This is a genomic window from Hymenobacter setariae, assembly GCF_007713685.1.
GTDB lineage: Bacteria > Bacteroidota > Bacteroidia > Cytophagales > Hymenobacteraceae > Hymenobacter > Hymenobacter setariae.
In genome coordinates, this window is sequence record NZ_VMRJ01000002.1 from 781842 (window position 1) to 805785 (window position 23944).

The following is a 23944-nucleotide window of genomic DNA, read 5'->3' on the forward strand; positions in this document are numbered from 1 at the left end:
ATGGGACAAAAAGTAAATCCGGTTGGCTTTCGACTCGGCGTTATCAAAGGCTGGGACTCCAACTGGTACGGCGGCAAAGACTTCGCCGATAAACTAGTTGAGGACGAGAAAATCCGCAAGTATATCAATGCCCGTATCCAAAAGGGTGGTATCTCGCGCATTGTTATCGAGCGTACTCTGAAGCGCATTACCATCACTATCAATACGGCTCGTCCGGGTGTGGTAATTGGTAAGGGCGGTCAAGAGGTTGATAAGATTAAGGACGAACTCAAGGAAATTACCAAGAAGGACGTTCAAATCAACATCTTCGAGATTAAGCGTCCTGAACTGGATGCCCGCCTAGTAGGTGAGAGCATCGCTCAGCAACTGGCTGCTCGTATCTCTTTCCGTCGTGCGATGAAAATGTCGATTCAGGCCGCGCTTCGCGCTGGTGCTGAAGGCATCAAGATTCAGTGCGGTGGCCGCCTAGGTGGTGCTGAAATCGCTCGCTCGGAGCAATATAAAGAAGGTCGTACTCCGCTGCACACGTTGCGCGCTGACATCGACTATGCCCTGTCGGAAGCCCAAACGGTGTACGGCAAAATCGGCATCAAAGTGTGGGTAATGCGTGGTGAAGTGTTCGGCAAGCCTGACTTGTCGCCTAACCAAGCTCCTGCTGGTGGCCAAGGCGGCGACGAGCGCGGCGGTCGTAACGACCGTGGCCCACGCAACGACCGTGGTGGTGACCGTGGCCCGCGTCGCGATGGCGACCGTGGTGGTGACCGTGGCCCGCGTCGTGATGGCCAAGGTGGCGGTGCTAACCGTGGTGGTCAAGGCGGTGGCAACCGCGGTGGCCAAGGTGGCGGCGCTAACCGTGGCGGCCAAGGTGGCGGCCCCCGTCGCTAAACTTTAGTTGACAGTCTAGACCGTATCCTGAATTATTCTTTTCAGGGTACGGTTTAACGCTAATAATTTTTCAAGTTTTCTTTTTTTACTCAAGATGTTACAACCGAAAAGGACCAAGTATCGCAAGATGCAAAAGGGTCGCGTAACAGGCCTAGCCTATCGCGGCAGCTCCATAGACTTCGGTTCGTTCGCGCTTAAGTCACTGGAAATCTCTTGGATTACGGCTCGCCAGATTGAGGCTGCTCGTATTGCCATGACCCGTGCCATGAAACGCGAAGGGCAAGTATGGATTCGCATTTTCCCCGACAAGCCAATTACCAAGAAGCCTGCTGAAGTGCGGATGGGTAAGGGTAAAGGTTCTCCCGAATATTGGGTGGCCTGCGTGAAGCCCGGCCAAATCATGTTTGAATCGGATGGCGTGAGCCTCGAAGTTGCTAAAGAGTCGCTGCGTTTGGCTGCTCAGAAGCTGCCGGTTCGTACCTCATTTGTAGTTCGTCGCGACTACGTAGAAGCCGCTGCTTAATTCGATGAAAAACGAAGAAATCCGCGCCCTGTCCATCGAGGACCTGCGCAATCAGATTAAAACCGAGCAAACCAATGGCCAGCAGCTGCGCTTTGCGCACGCTATCAGCCCGCTCGAAAATCCTGGCCGTCTGAAGGTCAACCGCAAAACCGTTGCTCGCCTGCAAACGGAGCTTTCGCGTCGGAACAATGAGCAGGCTTCTACTAAAGCCTAATCATGGAACCGACTCAAGAAAACCTGCTGCCTGCGCACGAAGCTGGTTCTGACCGCAACATGCGGAAAGAAATCATTGGCAAGGTGACTAGCAATAAGATGGACAAATCCATCACGGTTGCAGTAGTTGCTAAGCACCAGCACCCGATTTACGGCAAGTTCGTGAGCAAAACCACCAAGTTCCACGCCCACGACGAGAAAAACGAGTGTGGTGAAGGTGACCTGGTGCGCATCATGAGCACCCGCCCCCTGAGCAAGACTAAGCGCTGGCGCTTGGTTGAAATTGTTGAACGTGCTAAGTAATCCTGAACGATGATACAGCAAGAATCCCGCCTCACGGTAGCCGACAACAGCGGCGCCAAGGAAGTGCTCTGCATCCGCGTACTGGGTGGCACGGGCAAGAAATATGCTACAGTTGGCGATAAAATCGTGGTAGCTATCAAATCGGCTATCCCCTCGGGTAACGCCAAGAAGGGTACGGTTAGCAAAGCCGTTATCGTACGTGTAAAGAAAGAAATCCGTCGTAAAGACGGTTCTTATATCCGCTTCGATGACAACGCTGCTGTACTGCTCAACAACAACGACGAGCCCCGCGGCACGCGCATTTTCGGGCCAGTGGCTCGTGAGCTGCGCGAGAAGCAGTTTATGAAAATCGTATCGCTAGCCCCCGAAGTAATCTAAGCTATGGCGACGAAACAGAAAGCAGCCCCCGTTCAGCTGCACGTGAAAACGGGCGACAACGTACTCGTAATTGCCGGCGACGAGAAGGGCAAGCGTGGCGTTATTAAGTCGGTGAACCGCTCTACCCAGCGCGTCATCGTGGAAGGCCTTAACCTGGTGACTAAGCACAACAAGCCTAGCGCGAAAAACCCCCAGGGCGGCATCACTAAAATCGAAGCCCCGATTCACGTTTCCAATGTGAAGAAGGTTGATTCGGCCAACGCTTAATCCGCTACGACAATGGCCCGACTGAAAGATAAATACGAGAAAGAAGTAGTACCAGCGCTTCAGGAGAAATTCCAGTATAAGAGCGTAATGCAGGTACCACGCATCACCAAAATCTGCATCAACCGTGGCATCGGTGCCGCTGTTGCTGACAAGAAACTGGTGGACAACGGGGTTGAAGAGCTAACGACCATCACTGGTCAGAAAGCCGTTCCCACCATCGCTAAGCGTTCGGTGTCGAACTTCAAGCTCCGTGAGGGTATGCCGATTGGCGCACGCGTAACGCTGCGTGGTGAGCGCATGTACGAGTTCATGGACCGTCTGCTGACGGTAGCCCTGCCCCGCGTACGTGACTTCAAAGGCATCAACGATAAAGGCTTCGACGGCCGGGGTAATTACACCCTAGGTGTGAAAGAGCAGATTATCTTCCCTGAGATTTCGATTGACAAAATCAAAGGCATCTCCGGTATGGATATCACTTTCGTGACTACCGCCGAAAACGACGAGCAGAGCTACGAGCTGCTCCGCGCCTTCGGGATGCCCTTCGCTAACGCTAAAAAGGACGCTCAATAATGGCTAAAGAATCCATCAAAGCCCGGGCTCGCAAGCGCGTTGCCCTGGTAGCCCGCTACGCTGAGAAGCGCAAGGCACTGAAAGCTGCCGGTGACTACGCTGGCCTTGACAAGCTGCCCCGCAACGCGTCGCCCGTGCGCCTGCACAACCGCGACATGATTGACGGCCGCCCCCGTGGCTATATGCGCAAGTTTGGCATCAGCCGCGTTCGTTTCCGCGAAATGGCACTGGCTGGTAAGATTCCCGGTGTGACGAAGTCGAGCTGGTAGCCTACCAACTGCTATAATTTAAAAGCCCAATGTAATCAAATTACATTGGGCTTTTTCGTGTGCAAATAGGCCTACTTAATCATCTAGGTTTTGTCTTGTCATTTGAATAAACTCAACTTAGTGTGGAATGTAGGATTAAAACTCTATTGCTGCTATTGATTATTTATTGTGTGTCTTGTAATCACAAAAAGCCAGCTAACCTTCAATGAAGGCTTGTCGGAGAATGGCAGATTAGGGTTTGAGTCAAAAGGCTCGAACCCTAATCTGATAATTTATCCGCTTAGTGATGGTGGCCTGTTTGCTTATGACGATTTATAAGGTCGCTGGCGCAGTTATTCTGCTTGTCTGTCTAAAGACCGTGATAAACTACTAGGAAGGCAGGGGTGTACAACGCAATACTCATTTCGCCTAGTGTATCTATCAGAGCAGGATAGATTGATAGTAAACGACACGCTAGTGCTAGAGCATAGTCGGCTTATTCCACGACAGACATAGTAATAAATACACTGGTAATTGGTGTGAAAAGCTCAAGCCTTTACTTCACTGCTACTTGTACTGCCTGTTGCTCGGCTACGTCTTCGGTGCCAGTATGCAGTACCACGTCTCCAGCCTTAAGCTTGCCAAACACTTGCACTTGGCCATTATTTTCATCACCTTGCTGGATGTCAACTAAGCTGGCATGGCCCTGCGCTATGCGAATGACGTAAGTGCGCTCGGCCGTAGTGACAATGGACGACTTAGGCACGAAGATGCTGCTTTGGGGGCGGGTGATAGGCAAGCTGGCTGAGGCGAACATACCAGGCTTCAAGTCTTCCTTAGCATTGGGAATATCAATCTCTATCTGCTCGGAGCGAGTGGCAGCCTGCACACTGCCCGCAATGCGCGTGATGCGGCCCACGAAAATGCGGCCAGGAAAAGGCTTTACCGAAAACTCGACTGGGCTACCTTGGTGCACCTCGGCTACGTAGGCTTCGGGCACGGCCACGCGTAGGCGCAGTCGGCTAAGCTGGCGCAGCTTGAATAGCGGTAGAGAGCCGGGGCCACCCGTGCCTACAGCCGCGCCTGGCGACAAATTACGCTCGGTGATGACACCGGCGAAGGGTGCGGTGAGGTGCAGGTAATTGGTCATTTGCTTGGCCGCATTGTAGTGCGACTGCGCGGCAGCCACGTTCAGGCTGTCGGTGATGACCTGCGTGCGGGCCTGAGCTAGTTGGAGTGGTGCAATAGCCCCGGCGGTGCGGGCAGTTTGGCGGAGGCGGTGATAGGTGCCGCGGCTGGACTGCAACACAGCCTCGGCCGCTTTCTGCTTAGAGGCGGCTTCGTTGAGGGCAGCGGTTAGCTCAGGGGCATCTAGGTCGGCTAGTACCTGCCCTTGGCGCACATGGTCGCCGATGTCAGCGTGCAGACGCAGCACATAAGCACTCACGCGGGGCGAGATATCGGTTTGAAAGTAGCTTTCTAACTCGCCCGGCAAGCTTAGCGACTGAGCAGGCTGGGTGGCTGTAACATACACAGCATCGAGCTGTGAGTTAGCGGGCACTTCGCTTTCGGGCTTATCAGAAGCAGTATCGGAAGAGCTGGCCGACGAACAGCCGGCTAGGAGCCCAGCCGCGCCGATAATTGGGTACAAAAAAGAACGAGCACGCATAAAGCAAATAGCAGAGAAGTGAATAAAAAAGATGGGAGCAGCGCCTAGGTTAGTGCGCCGTTACTAGCTCGGGCTCTTTGGCCAGAGCAGACTGGCCATCATACACGGGGCTGTGCTGGTCGTCGGGGTCGAGTGAAACCGAATCAAAGCCTGTTTTGCGCTGCACCGCGGCAAATGCGATGGGCAGGATGAAGAGCGCTGCCACCGTAGAGGCTAGAAGGCCGCCGATAACGGCGCGCCCTAGGGGGGCAGTTTGCTCGCCGCTTTCACCCAGGCCCGAGGCCATCGGGAGCATGCCGGCAATCATGGCAATGCTGGTCATGAGGATGGGGCGCAGGCGGGCCGCGCCGGCTGTGCGGGCGGCGGCTACGGCATCGCGGTAGCGCAGGCGTAGGGTTTCGGCATTGGTGACGACCAGTACCGCATTGGCCACCGACACGCCCACCGACATGATGAGGCCCATGTACGATTGTAGATTAAGTGTCTGGCCGGTGGCTAACAGTAGGGCCAGCGAACCTGCTAGCACGGCGGGTACCGTTACGAGTACTACGCCGGCTACTTTGAATGACTGATAGTTGGCCGCAAGCAGCAGGAAAATGACCACCACGGCCAACCCTAGGCCGGTTTGTAGGCTACCTAGGGTTTCTTGCAGCAGCTGGGCCAAGCCGCGCAGTTCAACTGACGAGCCTTTAGGCGGCGTGCCCGCTTCTTTGATAGCCTGCTGCACGGCTTGAGTAGCAGTACCTAGGTCTTGCCCCGCAATGTTGGCCGACACCGTGATGATGCGGCGCGGCCCGATGCGGTCGTACTCGCCAGGGATAGTAGTGGAGCGCAGCGTGGCTACGTCGCCGAGGGTAGGGCGCAACTGGCCCGGTATCATAGGCACGCTCAGCATGTCAGCCTTGGAGGTCATGTCGCGGGCTGAAAGCTGCACCTGCACTTGGTAGGAAAAGCCTTTGCTTTGGTCGAGCCACAGGTTTTTAGCTGTGAAACGGCTGCTCGATGTAGCTGCCACCAATGAGCGCGAAATCTGGTCGGGCGTGAGGCCAAACTGGGCGGCGCGCTCGCGGTCTACTTCCACTTGCACGGTGGGGTAGCGCAACGGCTGGTTAAGGCGCACGTCGCGCAAGTACGGAATCTTGCGCAGGCGGTCGGCTAGCCGGTCAGCGTAAGCCTGACCTTCGGTTAGGTCTTTGCCACCCACTAGTACTTCGATGGGAGTCTGAGCGCCCTGGCTCATTATTTTATCAGTAAGCTCAATTGGCTCAAAGCTGATTTGCACGTCGGGCACCCGCTTGGCTACGGTTTGGCGAATCTGGTCTTTGAGGGCGTCGAGGTTTTTGACTTCGTAGTCTTCGGCGAGATTGACTTGCAAATCGGCCTCGTGTGGGCCAGCGTTGAATACGTACAACGCACTGGTGCCGTAGCTGCTGGGCGTCATACCCACGAAGGCCGAGGTAATGGCTACATTTTTAGGTCCTACTAACTGCCCGATGATGTTGATGACCTGCTTGGTGCGAGCCTCAGTGCGCTCGATGCGTAGGCCCTGCGGCGCGATGATGCGCAATTGAAACTGCCGCCCGTGCGTGATTTTGGGCATCATATCCTGCCCAATGAGGTAGAAGCAGCCACCAATCAGGACCGCGCACACCACGCCGTAAGCCGCGAGCACGAGTGCACGGTGGGCTAACAAGTGGTCAAGCAGGCGGAGGTAACCCAATTTTACGCGCTCGAAGCCGGTGGCTTTTTCGTCGGGGGTAGGAGCGGGCTCAGTATCGTTGAGGTCGTCGGTTTCGGACCTAGGTGCGACGTGGTGCGGTTCGTCTTTCAGCCACCAATTGGCCAGCACCGGCACGAAGCTCTGTGAGAGTAAGTACGAGACGATAATCGAGAAGCCTACCGACAAGGACAGTGGTATAAACATGCCCCTAGGTACCCCCGTCATTAGAAATGAAGGCGCAAACACCGCCAGAATACTAAGCGTGATGAGCAGCAGCGGAAATGATACCTCCTGACTGGCATCCAAAATGGCGCGGGCCTTGGTTTTGCCCAGCTCCAGGTGTTGGTGAATGTTCTCAATTACTACTGTGGCCTGGTCCACCAGAATGCCGATGGCCAGCGACAGTCCCGACAGTGTCATCAAATTGATGGTCTGTCCGGTAAGCTGCAACAGCAGAATGGCCGCCAGAATGGACGCCGGAATAGTAAGAATAACGATGAGCGATGAGCGCAAATCGCGCAGGAAAAGCAGTACTACCAAGCCCGTGAGTAGTGCCCCTAGGCCACCCTCGAAGGCCAAGCTATGCACAGCCTGCGTCACGTACACCGATTGGTCAAACTCATAGCTCAGATGGATATTATCGGGCAATAGGGCTTGCATCTCAGGCAACTTGGCCCGTAGAGCCTTCACCACGCTCATGGTAGAGGCGTCGGCCGATTTTGTAACTGGGATGTATACCGAACGCTTGCCGTTGATAAGGGCATAGCCCACTGGTGTATCGGTGGCGTCTTCCACGCGGGCTACATCGCGCACAAATACTGTCGGCCCCACACCCTGGCGCAGCGGAATGTTCAAGAAATCGGGAATGCGGTTGATAGTGGCGTTGCTGGGCGTGAGTACCGTGTAGTCGCCCATACTCACCGCCCCGGCCGGCGATACTTGGTTATTGCGCACAATAGCTGCCACGATTTCATCGGGCGTAAGCTGGTAGCTTTTCATGCGCTCGGGGTCTACGCGCACTACCACTGTGCGCTCGTTACCGCCAAACGGTGATGGTGCTGATGCTCCTGGAATCTGCGAAAACAGAGGGCGCACTCGTGTCGAGGCTAGGTCCTGCATTTGCCCTAGGGTAGCCGTGGGGCTACTAAATACCAGTTGCCCCACTGGCAGCGACGAAGCATCGAAGCGCACCACAATGGGTGGCACCGTGCCAGGCGGGAAATAATTGAGCACCCGGCTTACCTGCGAGGCCACTTCCCCCGCCGCTTGGGCCATGTTGGTGTCTTCGTAAAACACGCATTTTACCAGGCAAAGCCCCTGGATGTTCTTCACCTCCACGTTCTTGATGCCCGAAACATAGAGCATCTGGTTTTGGTAGCGCGTGGCAATAAAGCCTTCCATCTGGGCTGGCGTCATGCCACCGTAAGGCTGCGCAATGTAGATGGTGGGTAGATTCAGCCGCGGGAAAATATCGACTGGAATGCGCCCTAGGGCCAGCCCCGCAAACACGAGGATGCCCACCAGGGCCACCAACACGGCAATGGGTTTGGCAAGAGCGGCTTTTAGCATGGTATATGGAATAGTTTCTAATAAAGAATTTGGCTTGTCGTTGCGAACACTAGCGAAGCAATGACAAAAGCGTGGCCCAGCGCCCTAGGGTAGCTGCCCAGTAAAATCTGAGAGGGTGCCGCTAGTAGCGGCGCGCAGCAGCAGTGCCCGCCACACGTTGTTGATGGCAATGGCCTGGTCAGTTTCGGCGCGGTTGAGTACCAGTGTGGCCTGGGTAAGCACTACTAGGTTATCAAGGCCAGCATTGTAGCGCGCCTGGGCCTGGGTATAGGCCCGTTGAGCAGCGTCGAGCTGGGCGGGCGCGGCTTGTGCGCTCTGGCGAGCTAGGTCGAGCTGGCTACGGGCGTTTTGCTGCTCGGTGCGGAGTAGCAGCTCTTGTTGGCTATACTCGGCGCGAGCCTGCTCGGAGCGGGCCAACTGAGCTGTGGCGGCGCGCCGGCTGTGCAGCAGCTCGGTCACACGCCAGGTGAGCGCCGCGCCTACCGCGTAGTTGTAAACCTTAAAAGGCAGGCCCGCGCCTAACGATGGGTTGATGTTAAATGACCCATCGGGGCTGGCTGCAGAGGCCGCGCCCGAGCCTCGGCCCCAAGTGGCACCTACTAGCGATAGGGTTGGCCGATTGTTAGAAGCCAAATACTTAGCTGCTGCATCGCTCGCCGCCACGCGCTGCCGATAAGCCAATAGGGTAGGGTGGCGCAGTAAGCTACCGCTATCGGGTGCGGCCGGCAAAGCTGGCAGGCGGGTAAAGAATAAAGACGAGTCGGCCGGCGCCAACTGCTGCGTAGGCACCCCTAATAACCCCGCCAACCGCACGCGTTGTTGCTCAGCCTGTTGGCGGCTTACTAGCAATTGGAGTTGTGCCCGCGCATTTTCGGCGTTGGCCGTCGAGCTATCAATGCCGGCCTGAATACCAGCCTGCGTGGCCGCCAGAATTACTCGCCGCAGGCTTTGCGTGCGGCGCAGGTTGGCTGTTTGCAGTGCCACAGCCTTTTGTGCTGCCAAAGCCAGTAAGTAGGCATCAGCCACTTGTACCTGGTGTTGAAATAACTCTTGTTCGTAGTCGGCCTGAGCTTGGCTCACGCCGGCCTCGGCGCGCTGCACATCAGCTCGGTAGCGGCCGAAGGTCACAGCTGGCCAATCGATGAACAGCATTCCCTGACTAGCCCAAGACGCCTGACTACTGGTATAATCGCGCACCCCCGACACATTGGGGCCAATGCCACCTAGTAGCGCCCCCCGCGCCTGGTTAGATGTGCCATTGAGGGCTTGCGCCTGCGCCGTGAGTTGCGGCAGATAAGTGGCGCGTAGTGTGCGCACATCGGCCGTAGCCGCGGCAATACCTGCTTGACGAGCGCGAAGTGACGGATAGTTGGTGCGGGCCAACTCTAGCGCCTGCGGTAGCGTGAGTGGCGCGGCCGCCTGGCCCCAGCCGGCCAGCGGCAGCCCAATGAATACTAGCCAAAGAATACGAAATGCGGACATGATGCCGCAAACCTCTCCCCGGCTTATTAGACTGGTATTAAGGTCAGATTAGAAGTTATTAGAGACCCGCCGGACCTGCTTCTCGCACCAATGGTAGCTCTACCTCAGCTACCGTGCCGCCACCCGACCTAGGCCGTAGCCACAGCTGCCCCTGATGCAGCTGCACTATTTGCCGGGCCAACGTGAGGCCAATGCCAAAGCCGCTGACCTGCTGGCTATTGCTACCTCGTGTCAGTGACTGAAAAATACGTTCAGCATCGGTTGACGCAATACCAATGCCTCGGTCCTCAATAGCAAGCCGAATGGCTAAGTCGGTATGCATCTCAAGACGAAGAGACACAGGCTGGCCGTCGGAATATTTACATGCGTTATCGACCAGATTAGTAATAGCAGTGCGCAGCAAGTGACTGTTGCCTAATACTACAGGCGCGCTAGGCTGCTGCTGCACGCCTTCGCCCACGGCCAGGGCCAAGCGCTGGGCTGGGCGTTGGTGCTGAACCGTGTCAATAACGTCAAGCAGTAAGTCTATTAGCTCCAGGGGTTGGCGCTCTAGGCGCGTACCTAGGCCTTCGAGGTGGGCTAGGTGTAGGAGGCCATTAGCCAAAGCAGTGAGCTTGTCGAGCTCCTGCGCGGCTTGCCGCATGCCCTCTCGCAGGCTACCAGCATCAGCATCATAGGTCAGTGAAGTTTCCAGCCATCCCTTGATAGTAGTAAGTGGCGTGCGTAGCTCGTGTGAAGCCTGCGCGATGAATGCTTGCTGGCTCTGGGCTAATGCCTCTTGCCGGGCAAGCAGGCCATTGAAGGCAGCAGCTAGCTCTCCGGCTTCATCGTGCTGGTGCAGTGGCTGCAAGCGAAAGGGCTGCATTAATCCCGGCCGTCGCAGCTGGCTAATAAGGCGATTAAATGGCAGTAGTGCCCACCGTGCAAACACCAGGCCCAGCCCCGCCACTAGCACCACCGCTCCTAGGTAGCCGTAAAGCAAGGTGCGCAGCAATGTGTGCTCACGGGTAAAGCCGGCGTTATCATAAGCCGTTACAATGGCTAAGTAGCGCCCTGGCTCAGGTGGCCGCCGAAAGGTAAGAGCCACGCCCTCCTTCGGATAAATATGGTTGGGGCTAGTAAAGTCGAATGCTACTCGGTCCTGTTGCCGTACCTCTGCTAAGAACTCTGCTGAGGGATGATAGTCACCCGCGTTAGGGCTAGCGTAAACCAACTGGTCGGTGGGGCTATAGATATAGCCTGCTTGCTCAGGGAGCGTCGCCAGTGCCTCATTTACTCGCGCATCGTCGAGCACTTGGTATAGCAGTTCAGCCTTGCGTACCAACCGCTGTTCGAAGCCCTGCGTCCGAAACTCGGCGTAGCTCCAGTACACATAAGCCGAAAATGCCAGGAGCAGCACGCTCACTAGCCCCGCAAACCAGAGAAGCAGCTTATGGCGAATTTGCATAGCAAGTCAGGGTAGAGGTTAGGCAATCGCCTATCCTTGTAGCATGTAGCCCCGCCCTACAATGGTATGCAGCAGCTTAGGCTCAAATTTCTTATCAATCTTATTACGCAAGTAATTGATATATACGTCTATGACATTGGTATTTGTATCAAAGTGTAAATCCCAAACCTTCTCGGCAATATCAATGCGGCTGACACTCTTGCCCTTATTTACCAGTAAGTATTCAAGGAGCGAATACTCGCGGGTCGTAAGCTCAATGCGTTGGCCGGCCCGGTGTACCAGCCGGGTATCAGTATCCATCTCTAGGTCAGCCACACGCAGTATAGTATGCTGGCCCGCATAGGCGATGCTACGCCGGGCCAGCGCCCGAATGCGCAGTAGCAATTCCCGAAACTCAAACGGCTTGACCAAGTAGTCGTCGGCTCCCGCCCCAAAGCCGCTTTCTTTATCCTGCAAGCCATCAAGTGCTGTTAGCAGTAATACCGCTTGGTGCGCCGAGTGCTGCTTGATATAGCGACACAACTCAAAGCCATTCATACCCGGCAAGTTCACGTCGAGCACCACCACGTCAAACGGCTGCTGGTCAAACAACCGTTGGCCCATCGTGCCATCATAGGCCACGCGTAGCTCGTAGCCCTCCGCCACCATGCCCTTTTGAATAAAAGAGGCTAGGCTAGCCTCATCCTCTACCAATAAAATCTTCATGCGAAAGGTAAAATAACGCTATACCAGCTGGTGGTGCTAGGTACGCGACTGACTAAGGAATACAAGCCGCTTACTTATGTTCATAAATTTTTACGCTTAGTCAGTTGCATAAGTCTCAGACCTCGACGTACCTTTGCAGCCCGAAACAGAATACCTGTGGGCTTGCCCACCCGATATTTGGCAGGTTGCCGAAAGAAACCATGGGCCGCGCCCCGAAAGCCGAGCCCAGTAGTCTTAACTGAAATTTCGCTGTAGGGCTGCTAGCTACTGCTGCGAAATTTTCTTATCTTTGCGGCCCCAAGTTGTGGGCCAATTACAACCAAATGAATACTGACCCGATTGCTGATTACCTGACCCGGTTGCGCAACGCCATCAAGGCGAACCACCGGGTAGTGGAAATCCCGGCCAGCAACATCAAAAAGGAAATCACGAAAGTGCTCTATCACAAGGGCTACATTCAGAGCTACCGTTTTGATGATACCTCGGCACAAGGCGTGATTAAAATCGCCCTCAAGTACAACCCCACCACCAAAGCCCCAGCTATCACCAAGCTGGAGCGGGTAAGCACTCCCGGCCTGCGCCAGTATCGGCATGTCGAGAACCTGCCCCGCGTGCTGAGCGGCCTAGGTGTTGCTATCCTGTCGACCTCGAAAGGGGTAATGACCGAAAAGGAGGCTAAAAACGAGAACGTGGGCGGCGAGGTGCTGTGCTACGTGTACTAACCTGCTAAGCACTAGTATTCTATATGTCCCGCATTGGTAAATTGCCGATTAGCCTGCCCAGCGGTGTGCAGGTTTCGGTTGACAACGACAACACCGTAACGGTGAAAGGCCCCAAGGGCACGCTAACCCAGCAAGTAGACCGTGACATCGCGGTATCTACCGAAGATGGCAGTGTGGTAGTAACCCGCCCCACCGACCAGAAGCGTCACAAGGCTATGCACGGCCTCTACCGCGCCCTCATCAACAACATGATTACTGGCGTAAGCGCTGGCTACGAGCACAAGCTCGAGCTGGTAGGTGTAGGTTACAAAGCTGCCCTCAACGGCAAAGCTTTGGAACTGTCGCTCGGCTACTCGCACAACGTGTACCTGGCTATGCCTCCCGAAGTATCGGCTACCGCCGTTACCGAAAAAGGTAAGAACCCCATCGTTACCCTGACCAGCATTGACAAACAGCTTGTTGGCCAAGTAGCCGCTAAAATCCGCTCACTGCGCAAAGTGGAGCCTTACAAAGGCAAAGGTGTTCGCTTCGTGGGTGAAATCGTTCGTCGTAAAGCCGGCAAGACTGCCGCTAAAAAGTAATCTAGTATCATGGCTTTCGATAAAGCATCTCGCCGGAAGCGCATTCAGCGCATCATCCGCACGAAAGTGTCCGGCACGCCGGAGCGCCCGCGCCTGTCGGTGTTCCGCTCCAACACGGGCATCTACGCCCAGATTATCGACGACACGGCTGGCCGCACGCTGGCTGCCGCTTCGTCGAAAAAGGTAACCGCCGAAGGCGGTAACGGCGTGGCCCTAGCCGCCGCCGTAGGCCGCGAAATCGCCGCTAAGGCGCAAGAAGCTGGCATTACCAAAGTAGTGTTCGACCGCTCGGGTTACCTCTATCACGGTCGCGTTAAATCATTGGCAGAAGGAGCCCGCGAAGGCGGCCTCAATTTCTAAGGCATCATGGCAGAGTATAACAACAACAACCGTGGTGGCGGTGCCGGTGGCAACGACCGTGGGGGTAACAACCGGGGCGGCAACGACCGTCGCGGTAACGACCGCGGTGGCCGCGGCAACAACGATAACGCCGTACAAGGCGATTCGGATTTCAAAGAGAAAGTAGTAGCTATCAATCGTGTAGCCAAGGTGGTGAAAGGTGGTCGTCGCTTCAGCTTCTCGGCTATCGTAGTGGTAGGCGACGGCAAAGGCAACGTAGGCTATGGCCTAGGCAAAGCCAACGAGGTAACCGACGCCATTGCTAAAGGCATTGACGACGCTCGTAAAAATGTGGTAAAAGTGCCGCTGTATAAGCACACTGTTCCCCACGTAATGGAAGGTCGCTACGGTGGAGGTTTCGTACTTGTGCAGCCCGCTGCAGCTGGTACGGGCGTAATCGCCGGTGGTGCTATGCGTGCCGTGTTCGAATCTGCCGGTATCAAAGACGTACTAGCTAAGTCGAAAGGCTCGTCGAACCCCCACAACGTAGTAAAGGCTACCTTTGCTGCTCTCGCTAAAATGCGCGACCCGATGCAAATCGCTCAGGCGCGCGGCATTTCTCTCGCTCGCGTTTTTAACGGTTAATTGACCATGCCACAGATTCAAGTAAAGCTCGTGCGCAGCGCCATCGACCGCCCCGAGCGTCAGAAGCGCACCGTACAGGCCCTAGGCCTGAATAAATTGAACAGCACCGCTACTCACGAAGCCAACCCCAGCGTATTGGGCATGGTGAACGCTGTGAAGCACCTGCTGGAAGTAACCGAACTGTAAGCGTTTATCCCAGTCATGAATCTATCTAATCTCAGACCCGCCGCCGGCTCCACGCGCAATAACAAGCGCCTAGGTCGTGGTGAAGGTTCAGGCGGTGGTGGTACCGCTACCCGTGGCCACAAGGGTGCCAAGTCGCGCTCGGGCTACTCGCGCAAGTCGGGTTTCGAAGGTGGTCAAATGCCACTTCAGCGCCGCGTGCCTAAATTCGGCTTCAAGAACATCAACCGTGTTGAGTACAAAGGCATCAACCTAGATGTGCTCCAAGGCCTGTTTGAAGCCAACAACTCGGCTACGATGGCTGCCGGCTACTTCACCGAAGCTGGCCTGGCGTCAAAGAATGCCAAAATCAAAGTACTTGGCCGTGGCGAAATTAACGCCGCTATCGAGGTACACGCCCACGCTTTTTCGAAATCAGCTATTGAAGCTATCGAAAAAGCTGGTGGCAAAGTAGTTACGCTGTAGCTTATATTGTTATCGATTAGCAATGAATAAGTTTATCAACACGATAAAAAATATTTTTGCGATTGAGGATTTGCGCACGCGAATCCTCAATACGCTATTTTTCATTGCTATCTACCGGCTAGGCTGCTACGTAGTCCTACCTGGTGTAGACCCCACGCAACTAAAGCAAGGCACTGGCGGCGTATTCGGTATTCTGGATACGCTGCTCGGTGGGGCATTTAGCCACGCATCTATTTTCGCGCTGGGTATCATGCCGTATATCTCGGCATCTATCGTGCTGCAATTGCTCACGATTGCCGTGCCATACTTCCAAAAACTGCAGAAAGAAGGCGAGTCGGGCCGGAAGAAAATTAACCAGTATACCCGTGTGCTCACCATTCCGATTGTGATGGCACAGTCGGTTGGCTTCCTAGCGACCATTAATGCTGAGGCTATTATTACGCCGGGTACTTTCTTCACTATCTCTACGATGCTCATCATCACGGCTGGAACGCTGTTTTGCATGTGGCTAGGGGAGAAAATTACTGACAAAGGCATCGGCAATGGTATCTCCATGATTATCATGATTGGTATCGTGTCGCGCCTCCCCGGCGCTCTCATCGGCGAAGCAGCCGCCAAGGGTGTAAACAAGTCGCTGATTTTCTTGCTAGAATTGGTAGTGCTGTTTCTAGTAGTAATGGCCGTTATCGTGCTCACGCAAGCTGTCCGTCGCATTCCGGTGCAGTATGCCAAGCAGGTAGGTGGTGCTACGCAACTCGACGCTCAGCGCCAGTTTATCCCCTTGAAGGTTAACGCTGCTGGCGTTATGCCTATCATCTTCGCTCAGTCGCTGATGTTTGTACCGAGCATCGCAGCTTCTGCCTGGGACAAGAATAGTGACTTAGCAGCTACTATTGCAGCGTATTTTTCACCTGAACATTGGGTATATAATACAGTATTCGCACTGCTGATTGTCATCTTCACATACTTCTACACTGCTATCAGCGTCAACCCAAATCAAATTGCGGACGACCTCAAGCGAAGTGGTGGTTTCGTACCAGGTGTAAAGCCGGGCCGGGACACGTCGGAATTCATTGATGAAATTCTGACTCGCGTAACGTTACCAGGTGCTGTTGCATTGGCGCTCATCGCCATCTTCCCAACTCTAGCATTGCTACTAGGTGTTACTCGTCCACTGTCTCTGTTCTACGGAGGTACTTCGCTTATCATCATGGTGGGTGTAGTACTAGATACGCTCAATCAAGTAGAAAGCTATTTATTGATGCGTCATTACGACGGCATGATGAAATCAGGCAAATTGCGCGGTCGGCCTTCACAGCCAATTGCTATTGCCTCTTAATCAGCGCTAATGGCTACTGGTGTTATTCAGTATAAGACTGAAGAAGAAATAGATTTAATGCGTGCTGCCGGGCAACTGTTGGCACGCGCCCACGGCGAGGTAGCTGCGCTGGTGCGAGAAGGGGCCACGACGCGGCAGTTAGACCGCCGCGCCGAGGAATTCATTCGCGACCACGGGGCTACCCCTTCGTTCAAAGGATTGTATGGTTTTCCCCACAGCTGCTGCTTGAGTCCTAACTCAGTAGTAGTACATGGGTTTGCTACAGATGAGCCGCTACAAAGCGGTGATATTCTGACTGTGGACTGCGGTGTGTTTCTTAATGGTTATCACGCTGATAGTGCTTATACCTACTCTATCGGAGAGGTGACGCCAGAAGTGCAACGTCTATTGGATGAAACCAAAGCATCGTTGTATAAAGGCATTGAGCAAGCCATAGCTGGCAACCGTGTTGGCGATATCAGTTACGCCATTCAAAACTACGTGTCGCCTAAGGGCTATGGCGTAGTGCGTGAGTTGGTTGGGCACGGGGTAGGGGCTAAGTTGCATGAAAAACCCGAGGTGCCTAACTACGGTAAGCGGGGCTCTGGGCCACTACTGCAAACAGGTATGACCCTTGCTATCGAGCCTATGATTACCCTAGGTAAGAAGGATGTGGTACAGGAAAAAGATGGTTGGACCATCCGAACCCGTGATAAGAAGCCAGCGGCGCACTTTGAGCACACCGTTGTTGTTAGAAAAGACAAGGCAGAGATTCTGACCTCCTTTGACTACATAGAAAAAGCACTGCAATAGCCCTTATGGCAAAACAAGCCTCCATCGAGCAGGACGGTACCATCCTCGAAGCCCTTTCCAACGCCATGTTTCGCGTGGAATTGGAAAATGGCCACCAGCTGATTGCCCATATCTCGGGCAAGATGCGGATGCACTACATTAAGATTCTGCCCGGCGACAAGGTAAAGCTCGAAATGTCGCCTTACGACCTATCGAAAGGCCGCATTAAGTATCGTTACAAATAAATTTTTTCGTTCTTTTCAAGGTCATGAAAGTAAAAACCTCGGTGAAGAAACGTAGCGTTGATTGCAAAATCATCCGCCGCAATGGCAAGCTCTACGTTATCAACAAGAAGAACCCCCGCTTCAAACAGCGTCAGGGCTAAATTAATTTTTCAGAAGCCCGGAGTCTTGGGTACTGACTAGTTTGAACTTTTATTCAGCTAGTCGCCTTCCAAGCCGCTGCCGGGCTTTCTGGTCCGCAAACATCTAACCAACCAATATGGCTCGTATCGCAGGGGTTGACATCCCGGACAACAAGCGCGGCGAAATCGCCCTGACTTACATTTTCGGCATTGGCCGGAGCAACTCGGTTAAAATTCTTACCAAAGCTGGCATCGATGTCAACAAAAAGGTTAAAGATTGGACCGAGGCTGAAGCTGGCGAAATCCGCGCCATTATCGCTGCTGAGCATAAGACCGAAGGCGTACTGCGCTCGGAAATTCAGCTCAACATCAAGCGTCTGATGGACATTGGCTGCTACCGCGGCCTCCGTCACCGCAAAGGTCTTCCCGTTCGTGGTCAGCGCACCAAGAATAACTCGCGTACCCGTAAGGGCAAGCGTAAGACCGTGGCCGGCAAGAAGAAAGCAACGAAATAACCCGTAGCGGCAATCGGCTCTGCTTAGTGCTCTTCATGAGTGTTAGGCGGAGCCAACACCTGCCGCGTTTATAGCGATAACCAAATGGCACAAAAAAGAAAAGACAAAGCCAAAAAGCGGCTTGTCGTGGTGGAGCAGGTGGGCCAGGTCCACATCCGCGCCTCCTTCAACAACATCATTATCTCGGTAACCAACTCGAACGGCCAAGTAATCTCTTGGGCTTCGGCAGGTAAGATGGGTTTCCGTGGTTCGAAGAAAAACACGCCTTATGCTGCCCAGATGGCAGCTAGCGACTGCGGCAAAGTAGCCCATGACCTGGGCATGCGCAAAGCCGAGGTGTTCGTGAAAGGCCCAGGCGCTGGCCGTGAGTCGGCTATCCGTGCCCTAGGTAACATTGGTATCGAAGTGACGACCATCCGCGACGTGACGCCGCTGCCGCACAATGGCTGCCGCCCGCCCAAGCGTCGCCGCGTTTGATTTTTCATTTCTGATATTTCCCTACTATGGCACGTTATACTGGCCCTACCGCCAAAATCGCCCGTCGCTTTTCGGAGCCGATTTTCGGCCCGAGCAAAGCGCTCAATAAAAAGAATTACCCCCCCGGCCAGCATGGCCGTGGCCGTCGCAAGAAGCAGTCGGAATATGCTGTCCAGCTAATGGAGAAGCAGAAGGTGAAATACCTGTACGGCGTGCTCGAGAAGCAGTTTGAAAACCTATTCCATAAGGCTGCTGTGTTGCCCGGTATTACCGGTGACAACCTGCTTGGTCTGCTGGAGTCGCGCCTCGACAACGTAGTTTACCGTCTTGGTATTGCTAGCACCCGTCGTGCTGCTCGCCAGCTGGTGTCGCATAAGCACATCACGGTAAACGGTGAGGTAGTAAACATTCCTTCGTACAAACTCCGCGCTGGCGACCAAGTTGGCGTACGTGAGAAGTCGAAGTCGCTCGAAGCCATCACGACTTCGCTGACCGTGCGTAACGCACGTCAGTTCTCGTGGCTGGAGTGGGATGGCAAAGAGATGGTGGGTAAGTTCACCAATATGCCGTCGCGTGACCTGATTCCGGAAAAGATTACGGAGCAGCTCATCGTCGAATTGTATTCGAAGTAATAGTGGCACTTGGTGCGGCCCGGACGCTGTTCGGGCCGCACTTATGCTGAGCCGGTGCTACTATCCTGCTGCTATTGAGCGCGGAAGGGCACAAAAACGACCGAATGGTGGTTTTGGTTGGCTACCCAAAATTGAGCAAGCCTAGGCTTGCTTTTCCTGTTACAATAAATTAACTGCCCCACATATGTCAATCTTAGCTTTTCAGATGCCGGAGAAGGTGGTAATGGAGAAATCCGACGACTTTACCGGGACGTTTGAATTCAAGCCTCTGGAGAAGGGCTACGGCGTTACGATTGGGAACGCGCTGCGGCGCATTCTGCTTTCGTCGCTAGAGGGCTTCGCCATCACGTCGGTGCGCACGACTTCGGTGCTGCACGAGTTTTCGACGATTGAGGGGGTGATTGAGGACATGTCCGAAATCATCCTAAACCTCAAGCAGGTGCGCTTCAAAAAAATCAGCGACGCCATTGAGGACAAGATTACGGTGCGCGTAAGCGGGCAGGATTCCTTCACCGCTGGCGACATTGGCAAGTTTGCTGTAGGCTTCCAGATTCTGAATCCGAAGCTGGTTATCTGCAACCTCGACCCCGCTAAAGAGCTGGAGTTTGAGTTGACGGTAGCTCGCGGCCGTGGCTATGTGCCCGCCGATGAGAACAAGCCCGCTGACCAGGTTTTCGGTCAGATTGCTATCGATGCTATTTACACGCCTATTAAAAACGTGAAATACAGCATCGAGAACACTCGTGTAGAGCAGAAGACTGACTACGAGCGTTTGCTGATTGAAATCTCTACTGACGGTTCGATTCACCCCGAAGAGGCACTGAAAGGGGCTGCCAACATCCTTATTCAGCACTTCATGTTGTTCTCGGACAGCACGATGCAGCTGAGCGGCAACCGCCCTGCGGCTGCTGAACCTATAGATGAAGAAACCCTCGCTATGCGTAAGGTGCTCAAAACCTCGCTTGGTGAAATGGACCTTTCGGTACGTGCTTATAACTGCTTGAAGGCGGCTGACATTAAGACCCTAGGCGAGCTAGTACAGCTCGACATGGCCGACATGATGAAGTTCCGCAACTTCGGTAAGAAGAGCCTCACCGAACTGGAAAACCTAGTGGAAGAGAAGGGCCTGCATTTTGGCATGGACCTGAGCAAGTACCGCTTGGACGAAGACTAAAAGTAGATTGCCTTGCTGGCTGCTAACTCCTTGTCGAGAGGAATTGGCAGCCAGCAATTTTTTGTCATTATTTATTCAACCCGCTACGCCCTAGGGATTAGGGTTCTAATGAGGTTCCTCGCGACCCGCCGTGGTCCTGGTCCGCAAGCGTAGCATTTACCCAAAACTGTCCGATGCGACACGGTAAAAAAATCAACCACTTGGGCCGCACTGCCGCCCACCGCAACGCGATGCTGTCGAACATGGCTTCGTCGCTCATTATCTCGAAGCGCGTAACTACTACTGTTGCTAAAGCCAAAGCTCTGCGTCAGTTTGTAGAGCCGCTGCTAACCAAGGCTAAGGATGACACCACGCACTCGCGCCGTACCGTATTTGCTACCCTGCAAAACAAGGAAAGCCTGAAAGAGCTATATGGTTCGGTAGCTGAGAAAATTGCTAACCGTCCCGGTGGCTATACCCGCATCCTGAAGCTGAGCGCTAACCGTGCCGGTGACAATGCTGATATGTGCATCATCGAGCTGGTTGACTTCAACGAAACGCTGCTCGAAGCCAAAAACGCTTCGGAGGCCAAAGCCACTACTACCCGTCGTTCGCGTCGCCGCGGTGGCAAGGGCGGTGCCGAGGCTACTAGCAACGAAGCCGGCACGTCGGCTGCTGTAGTAGCTGAAGAAGCTCCTGCAACTTCGGCTACCGAAGCTGAGGCTACTACGCTGGATGCTCCGGCTGACGAAAAGCAGACGCCTGAGGCTTAATTGTCCTAGGTATTTTGGAAAAGGGCTGCACCTATTGGTGCGGCCCTTTTTTTGTGTTTACAATATCTTGACCTAGATGTAAAGAAGCTTTCCCACAAGGGAGTGCAACCTAGGCAGCTTAAGTGTTGTCTGTTGGGTTGTAAGCGGAAAGCTATTGACCTTTGCGTCTTACCCCAGCTGAGTGAGCCTATGGAAGCCGTTGCTTATATCGACATTAATGCCCCACTAGTAGAGCGGTGCCGGGTAAACGACCGGCAAGCGCAAGCTGAACTGTATCGGCGCTACTCAAAGGCCATGTTCAATGCTGCTTTGCGTATTACGGGCGACTATGCCGAGGCGGAAGATGTGCTACAAGAATCGTTCTTGAGTGCATTCCGTGAGTTAAGCGGCTATAAAGGTGATTCATCCTTCGGCGCTTGGCTTAAGCGCATTGTAGTTAATAAAAGTATTAATTGCTTGCGGCAGCGACGCCTGCAATTGGTGTCACTGGAAGATTTTCACCACGAGGCGACCCCCGCAGAAACTTCTGCTTCTCATACAGGGGAGGAAGCAGAAGAACTTCAATACCGGGCCGACGTATTGCGGCGTTGTATTCAGGAGCTGCCTGACGGCTACCGGGTTGTATTGTCGCTGTATTTGCTAGAAGGCTATGACCATTTAGAAATCGCCGGCATCTTAGGTATCACCGAATCGACGTCTAAATCGCAATACAGCCGTGCACGGCAACGGCTACGTGAGCTGGCTATGCAGCGCGGCCTTAGCTAGCCGAACGCAAGGTATTGGCTACTACAACCTTCTGTTTTTATTCTTTCTTTCCCGCACATTTCTGCTGGCTTTCGCTATCCAGCACCGTATTAGCAACGGGTAGCGGCCTTATTGCCAACAGCTTTTTAGAGCTATTTACCATGAACTATAGTAAGCAAGACCAGCTTGAAGCGTGCGTAGAACGGCATCGGGCTGATTTCGACCTGCACGAACCCCGACCCGAACTGTGGGCGGCTTTGGAAAAGCAATTACATGACTCAAGCGGTGAGCATACGGCCTCGGTAATGAGTGTAGTCGGGGCATCGGCAGATGAGAGCCCACAGCTGCCAGCTGTGCCCCTAGAGCAACCAGCTCCTCGCAAACAATGGGCTTGGGCCGAGTACTATAGCATTGCGGCGGCACTAGCAGTATTGATACTAGCCGCAGGCTTGGGCGAGGCTTGGAAGTCAGGCCAAGTGACAAAAGAACGTGCAGTTGCTAATGCAGCCGCTGAGCTGCCAACGAACGCTGAAGCCGACGCGGCGCTCTACCTAGGGCAATCGGGCGAGCTAATGGCCAGCGAAGTGAGCCACAACACAAATGCCCGGCTTGATACGGCAGTGCGTGGTATGGAAACCTATTACGTTGGCCAGCTAGCCGACCGCAAAGCAGAGCTGGGTCAGCTATCGCCCGAAGCGGTTGCTGAATGCAGCCGTGAACTGGTGGACCTAGATTCACTTTACCAGCAGCTAAAGCGTGAGCTACCTAGCCATCCTCAGCCTGAAGTGGTGCTCACAGCCATGAATCGTAACCTGCAATACCGACTCGATATTCTAAATCGGCAATTAGAACTACGCAATCCTACCCAAGCGGGCCTGGTCAATGAAACGCGCGGCGAATATGCGCTGGCCGATAGTCGCCGCGCTTCTGCTAGCATTCTGCACCATGACCACTAATCGGGCTTTACTGAGCGGATTGCTGGTGCTATTGAGCTGGCTAGGACTATTTGGGTCGGTGCGAGCCACATCTATCGCTACGAAGCTACCTAGGGTAGCGCTCACAGTGATGAATGGGCAGGATGGTCCTGCACAGTCAGGAGCCACTCAACAAGGGCCTACCGAGCAAGTAGACAACGACCAGAGCCTGCCACCTATTGAGCAGCGCCGCCACCTGAGCCGTCGGTTTCCGGTGAGCAAAGCCGGACAGTCATTTGCGCTGGATACGCGCTACGGCCGGGTCCAAATCAGCGCTTGGAACAAGCAAGAGATAAAAGTAGAAACTGACCTAGTAGCGCGAGCCGAAACGCCGGTGGCGGCGGCTCAAATACTCGACGCACTCAGCGTACAATACCTCGCCTACGATGCCAACACTGGGGGCACTAGCGTAAGCTCACAGTTTGGGTCTACCCTGCGGGGCAAATGTGGGGGCGGGCGCCGCTACGAGGTAAACTATACCATTTGGCTGCCGCGCACTTTGGCGTTGCGCGTGGCTGCTTCGTTTGCCGACGTAACGATAGCCAGCGATTGGCAAGGCTCAACTCAGTTGAACGTTGATTATGGTAATCTGCACACGGCTCGGCTGACTGGCGTCCGCAATGTAGTGCGCATTGCCAACGGCGAAGCAACTATACCCTACGTAAAGCAAGCCAGCCTCGAAGCTAACTATGCGCGCCTGCGCCTCACAGAGGGCGAGCAAGTAGAACTGCGTACTAACTACGCCGATGTGGATATGGCTACTGTGCAAGACCTTACTGTGCACAGCAAATACGGCGACGTAGCTCTAGGAAAGGTGCGCAACCTGCGTGGTTCGTCGGGCTACTCCCGCTTTAGCGTCGATAAGCTGAGTGAGGGACTGGACATGGCCGTGCGCTACTGCCCCGACTTTGAGGTGCGTGATATGGGTGCCAGCTTTCGCCAAATAAACTTGGATGGCGGCTATAGCACTATTCGCCTAGGCTTTGCTGAAGAAACGCCTAGCTTCCAATTTGATGTCAGCACCGAGCAAGGACAATTGCTAGTTGATAAAAAGTTAGTGCGAGTGTTGTCGGCTGACGAGCATGGCCAAGGCATCGCCGACGTCCTAGGGGTATATGGTGGGCGAGTGCCGGCCCGCGGCGCGGGCAGTGTCAATATCAAGGTGCGGTACGGAACGGTGCGGTTCAGCAAATAAAAAATTGCAGGCTACCTGGAATTACTGAAAACCTGTTAGATAAAGCCTTATACTTGCGCGCTTATTTAGAATAGGCTGCGCGCAGCAGCTGGA

The 23944-nt window shown here is 54.3% G+C and carries 31 protein-coding genes; 26 read left to right on the plus strand and 5 right to left on the minus strand.

Annotated elements, in window-relative coordinates; translation table 11 throughout:
* From rpsC to rpsN, 8 genes are all read left to right on the plus strand, one after another.
* The gene (rpsC, locus tag FNT36_RS09650) at nt 1–885 is read left to right on the plus strand and encodes a 30S ribosomal protein S3 (protein WP_144846862.1); all 885 of its coding nucleotides are present in this window, start codon (nt 1–3) and stop codon (nt 883–885) included.
* A 94-nt stretch (nt 886–979) separates the two neighbouring features.
* A complete protein-coding gene (rplP, locus tag FNT36_RS09655; RefSeq protein WP_144846865.1) occupies nt 980–1408 on the plus strand; it encodes a 50S ribosomal protein L16 in 429 nt (142 codons plus the stop codon).
* Between the two features lie 4 nt (nt 1409–1412).
* Entirely contained in the window at nt 1413–1622 is a 210-nt protein-coding gene (gene rpmC / locus FNT36_RS09660) for a 50S ribosomal protein L29 (protein WP_144846869.1), read from the plus strand.
* Between the two features lie 2 nt (nt 1623–1624).
* Nucleotides 1625–1924: a 30S ribosomal protein S17 gene (gene rpsQ / locus FNT36_RS09665; RefSeq protein ID WP_144846872.1), complete on the plus strand. Its 300-nt coding sequence runs from the start codon at nt 1625–1627 to the stop codon at nt 1922–1924.
* A 9-nt stretch (nt 1925–1933) separates the two neighbouring features.
* Nucleotides 1934–2302 carry a 50S ribosomal protein L14 gene (gene rplN / locus FNT36_RS09670; protein WP_068340463.1) on the plus strand — a complete coding sequence of 123 codons (369 nt, stop codon included), beginning with the start codon at nt 1934–1936 and terminating at the stop codon, nt 2300–2302.
* Between the two features lie 3 nt (nt 2303–2305).
* Nucleotides 2306–2569 carry a 50S ribosomal protein L24 gene (gene rplX, locus FNT36_RS09675; RefSeq protein ID WP_144846875.1) on the plus strand — a complete coding sequence of 88 codons (264 nt, stop codon included), beginning with the start codon at nt 2306–2308 and terminating at the stop codon, nt 2567–2569.
* Between the two features lie 12 nt (nt 2570–2581).
* The gene (gene rplE / locus FNT36_RS09680) at nt 2582–3139 is read left to right on the plus strand and encodes a 50S ribosomal protein L5 (protein WP_144846878.1); all 558 of its coding nucleotides are present in this window, start codon (nt 2582–2584) and stop codon (nt 3137–3139) included.
* Nucleotides 3139–3408 carry a 30S ribosomal protein S14 gene (gene rpsN / locus FNT36_RS09685; protein ID WP_144846881.1) on the plus strand — a complete coding sequence of 90 codons (270 nt, stop codon included), beginning with the start codon at nt 3139–3141 and terminating at the stop codon, nt 3406–3408. The genes rplE and rpsN overlap by 1 nt, the downstream gene beginning before the upstream one ends.
* A 535-nt stretch (nt 3409–3943) precedes the next feature.
* Here the strand turns inward: rpsN and FNT36_RS09690 are convergent.
* The 5 genes from FNT36_RS09690 to FNT36_RS09710 all read right to left on the minus strand — a co-directional run bounded on the left by FNT36_RS09690 (nt 3944) and on the right by FNT36_RS09710 (nt 11979).
* A complete protein-coding gene (locus FNT36_RS09690) occupies nt 3944–5056 on the minus strand; it encodes an efflux RND transporter periplasmic adaptor subunit (protein WP_144846884.1) in 1113 nt (370 codons plus the stop codon).
* Nucleotides 5057–5105: 49 nt separating this feature from the next.
* Nucleotides 5106–8345, minus strand: coding sequence for an efflux RND transporter permease subunit (locus FNT36_RS09695; protein ID WP_144846887.1), 3240 nt, complete (start codon nt 8343–8345; stop codon nt 5106–5108).
* 84 nt (nt 8346–8429) lie between these two features.
* Nucleotides 8430–9827 (minus strand): TolC family protein, encoded by a 1398-nt coding sequence (locus tag FNT36_RS09700; protein WP_144846890.1) that lies wholly within the window; start codon nt 9825–9827, stop codon nt 8430–8432.
* Nucleotides 9828–9885: 58 nt separating this feature from the next.
* On the minus strand, nt 9886–11274 hold the full coding sequence (locus tag FNT36_RS09705) for a sensor histidine kinase (RefSeq protein WP_144846893.1): 1389 nt from the start codon (nt 11272–11274) through the stop codon (nt 9886–9888).
* Between the two features lie 30 nt (nt 11275–11304).
* Nucleotides 11305–11979 (minus strand): response regulator transcription factor, encoded by a 675-nt coding sequence (locus FNT36_RS09710; RefSeq protein ID WP_144846896.1) that lies wholly within the window; start codon nt 11977–11979, stop codon nt 11305–11307.
* Nucleotides 11980–12302: 323 nt separating this feature from the next.
* Here FNT36_RS09710 and rpsH point away from each other — a divergent pair, with 323 nt between their 5' ends.
* The 18 genes from rpsH (at nt 12303) to FNT36_RS09800 (ending at nt 23851) form a co-directional block, all read left to right on the plus strand.
* A complete protein-coding gene (gene rpsH / locus FNT36_RS09715; protein WP_144846899.1) occupies nt 12303–12701 on the plus strand; it encodes a 30S ribosomal protein S8 in 399 nt (132 codons plus the stop codon).
* A 23-nt stretch (nt 12702–12724) separates the two neighbouring features.
* Complete coding sequence (gene rplF, locus FNT36_RS09720; RefSeq protein ID WP_144846902.1) at nt 12725–13282, plus strand: 50S ribosomal protein L6; 558 nt, start codon at nt 12725–12727, stop codon at nt 13280–13282.
* 9 nt (nt 13283–13291) lie between these two features.
* Nucleotides 13292–13642: a 50S ribosomal protein L18 gene (rplR, locus tag FNT36_RS09725; RefSeq protein WP_144846905.1), complete on the plus strand. Its 351-nt coding sequence runs from the start codon at nt 13292–13294 to the stop codon at nt 13640–13642.
* A 6-nt stretch (nt 13643–13648) separates the two neighbouring features.
* Complete coding sequence (gene rpsE / locus FNT36_RS09730) at nt 13649–14266, plus strand: 30S ribosomal protein S5 (RefSeq protein WP_144846908.1); 618 nt, start codon at nt 13649–13651, stop codon at nt 14264–14266.
* Between the two features lie 6 nt (nt 14267–14272).
* On the plus strand, nt 14273–14452 hold the full coding sequence (gene rpmD / locus FNT36_RS09735; protein WP_144846911.1) for a 50S ribosomal protein L30: 180 nt from the start codon (nt 14273–14275) through the stop codon (nt 14450–14452).
* Nucleotides 14453–14467: 15 nt separating this feature from the next.
* On the plus strand, nt 14468–14914 hold the full coding sequence (gene rplO / locus FNT36_RS09740) for a 50S ribosomal protein L15 (protein WP_144846913.1): 447 nt from the start codon (nt 14468–14470) through the stop codon (nt 14912–14914).
* A 22-nt stretch (nt 14915–14936) separates the two neighbouring features.
* Nucleotides 14937–16253, plus strand: coding sequence for a preprotein translocase subunit SecY (gene secY, locus FNT36_RS09745; protein ID WP_144846916.1), 1317 nt, complete (start codon nt 14937–14939; stop codon nt 16251–16253).
* Between the two features lie 9 nt (nt 16254–16262).
* Nucleotides 16263–17045 (plus strand): type I methionyl aminopeptidase, encoded by a 783-nt coding sequence (gene map, locus FNT36_RS09750; protein WP_144846919.1) that lies wholly within the window; start codon nt 16263–16265, stop codon nt 17043–17045.
* Nucleotides 17046–17050: 5 nt separating this feature from the next.
* Nucleotides 17051–17269 carry a translation initiation factor IF-1 gene (infA, locus tag FNT36_RS09755; RefSeq protein ID WP_035567874.1) on the plus strand — a complete coding sequence of 73 codons (219 nt, stop codon included), beginning with the start codon at nt 17051–17053 and terminating at the stop codon, nt 17267–17269.
* Nucleotides 17270–17292: 23 nt separating this feature from the next.
* Entirely contained in the window at nt 17293–17409 is a 117-nt protein-coding gene (gene rpmJ, locus FNT36_RS09760) for a 50S ribosomal protein L36 (RefSeq protein WP_068340511.1), read from the plus strand.
* A 116-nt stretch (nt 17410–17525) separates the two neighbouring features.
* Nucleotides 17526–17903, plus strand: coding sequence for a 30S ribosomal protein S13 (gene rpsM, locus FNT36_RS09765; RefSeq protein WP_144846922.1), 378 nt, complete (start codon nt 17526–17528; stop codon nt 17901–17903).
* Between the two features lie 84 nt (nt 17904–17987).
* Complete coding sequence (rpsK, locus tag FNT36_RS09770; protein WP_144846925.1) at nt 17988–18380, plus strand: 30S ribosomal protein S11; 393 nt, start codon at nt 17988–17990, stop codon at nt 18378–18380.
* A gap of 26 nt (nt 18381–18406) precedes the next feature.
* Nucleotides 18407–19012, plus strand: coding sequence for a 30S ribosomal protein S4 (gene rpsD / locus FNT36_RS09775; protein WP_144846928.1), 606 nt, complete (start codon nt 18407–18409; stop codon nt 19010–19012).
* 184 nt (nt 19013–19196) lie between these two features.
* Complete coding sequence (locus tag FNT36_RS09780) at nt 19197–20186, plus strand: DNA-directed RNA polymerase subunit alpha (RefSeq protein WP_144846931.1); 990 nt, start codon at nt 19197–19199, stop codon at nt 20184–20186.
* A 173-nt stretch (nt 20187–20359) separates the two neighbouring features.
* Nucleotides 20360–20938 carry a 50S ribosomal protein L17 gene (rplQ, locus tag FNT36_RS09785; protein ID WP_144846935.1) on the plus strand — a complete coding sequence of 193 codons (579 nt, stop codon included), beginning with the start codon at nt 20360–20362 and terminating at the stop codon, nt 20936–20938.
* Between the two features lie 189 nt (nt 20939–21127).
* Nucleotides 21128–21703 (plus strand): RNA polymerase sigma factor, encoded by a 576-nt coding sequence (locus tag FNT36_RS09790; RefSeq protein ID WP_144846938.1) that lies wholly within the window; start codon nt 21128–21130, stop codon nt 21701–21703.
* A gap of 140 nt (nt 21704–21843) precedes the next feature.
* Nucleotides 21844–22638, plus strand: coding sequence for a hypothetical protein (locus tag FNT36_RS09795; RefSeq protein ID WP_144846941.1), 795 nt, complete (start codon nt 21844–21846; stop codon nt 22636–22638).
* On the plus strand, nt 22628–23851 hold the full coding sequence (locus FNT36_RS09800; protein WP_144846944.1) for a hypothetical protein: 1224 nt from the start codon (nt 22628–22630) through the stop codon (nt 23849–23851). Before FNT36_RS09795 ends, FNT36_RS09800 begins: the two co-directional genes overlap by 11 nt.
* Nucleotides 23852–23944: the final 93 nt, after the last annotated feature.